At 68.1% G+C, this 1,616-nt stretch carries 2 protein-coding genes and 1 pseudogene; all 3 read right to left on the bottom strand.

The window, feature by feature from the left end; genetic code table 11:
* Nucleotides 1-285: pseudogene (locus tag NQ160_RS23530) on the bottom strand (phosphatidate cytidylyltransferase); the annotation flags it as partial.
* Between the two features lie 7 nt (nt 286-292).
* Nucleotides 293-847: a ribosome recycling factor gene (gene frr / locus NQ160_RS23525; RefSeq protein ID WP_257517418.1), complete on the bottom strand. Its 555-nt coding sequence runs from the start codon at nt 845-847 to the stop codon at nt 293-295.
* A 64-nt stretch (nt 848-911) separates the two neighbouring features.
* Nucleotides 912-1,616 (bottom strand): UMP kinase (gene pyrH / locus NQ160_RS23520; RefSeq protein WP_257517417.1); only part of this gene is annotated, 705 nt, incomplete at its 5' end.

Below are 1,616 nucleotides of genomic sequence, written 5' to 3'. Positions count from 1 at the left end.
CAGGAAGATCTCCTTGAAGAACATCAGCGATCCGATGACCACGACTCCCAAGGCGAGACCGATCAGGGTCGCCACGATGAGGTCGCGGCCGGTGCGCTCCTTGATCTTCTCGTTGGCGACGTCGAAGTCCGCGCGGGCCCGCTCGACCTGCTGCTCGAACTCCGAACGTGCCGCGCGCAGATGCGTCGTGAACTCCGCGGCAGGGTCCGCGGAAGGCCGGCGGGCCTCCGAGCGCCGCAGGGGTGCTTCGGGCGGGCCCTCCGGGTCGTCGGACGGGTCGGTCATCGTGGCCTCAGACTTCGAGCAGCTCGGTCTCTTTGCGCTTCAGCGCCTCGTCGATGGCGTCGACGTGGGCGCGGGTGAGGGCGTCGAGTTCCTTCTCGGCACGAGCGAGGTCATCTTCGCCCACGTCGCTCTTGAGGGCGTCGAGGTCGTCCTTCGCCTTGCGGCGCAGGCCTCGGATGTGCACCTTGTGGTCCTCGGCCTTGTTGCGCACGAGCTTGACGTACTCCTTGCGCCGCTCCTGCGTCAGCTCGGGCATGGTGACACGCACGATGGTGCCGTCGTTCGACGGATTCGCGCCGAGGTTCGGCGTGTCGCGGATGGCCTGTTCGATGGCCTTCAGCGCCGACTTGTCGTAAGGGGTCACGACGAGAGTGCGCGCCTCGGTGTTGTTGAGTGAGGCCAGCTGGGCGAGCGGGGTGGGGGTGCCGTAGTAGTCCACCAGGATCTTCTGAAACAGCTGCGGGTTGGCGCGCCCGGTGCGGACGGTGGCGAAGTCATCCTTCGCAGCCTCCACGGCGCGGTCCATGCGTGTTCCGGCATCGGCCAGCACATCGGCGATCACGGTCACTCCATTCGTCGGTACAAGTCGTTCAAGTCTAGTTGAGGCCGGTGGGCCGACACGGGCGCTACGCCGTGACCAGGGTGCCGATCTGCTCACCCAGCAGCGCGCGCGTGACGTTGCCGCCCGGCTCCATGCCGAAGACCCGCATGTCGATGCGGTTGTCCATGCACAGGCTGAACGCCGTGGAGTCGACGACCTTGAGACCCTGCTGCAGGGCGTCGCTGTACGTCACGCGCTCGAGCCGGGTGGCCGTGGCATCCACGCGCGGGTCGGCGGTGTAGACGCCGTCCACGCCGTTCTTGGCCATGAGCACCTCGTTCGCGCCGATCTCCAGCGCGCGCTGGGCGGCGACGGTGTCGGTCGAGAAGTACGGCAGGCCGGCGCCCGCGCCGAAGATCACGACGCGACCCTTCTCCATGTGACGCTCTGCGCGCCGCGGGATGTACGGCTCGGCGACCTGCGTCATCGAGATGGCCGACTGCACCCGGGTGGCTGCCCCCGCCTGCTCGAGGAAGTCCTGCAGGGCCAGCGCGTTCATGACCGTGCCGAGCATGCCCATGTAGTCGGCACGCCCTCGGTCCATGCCGCGCAGGCTGAGCTCTGCCCCGCGGAAGAAGTTGCCCCCGCCCACCACGATGGCGACCTCTACACGGTCGACCGCCGCGGCGATCTCGCGTGCGATCTGGCTGACGATGTCGGGATTGACGCCGAGCTGGCCACCCCCGAACGCTTCGCCGGACAGCTTCAGCAGGACGCGCCGGCGTCCGGT

This window comes from Microbacterium sp. zg.Y909 (assembly GCF_024626565.1).
This window is presented reverse-complemented; position numbering and strand designations above follow the sequence as displayed.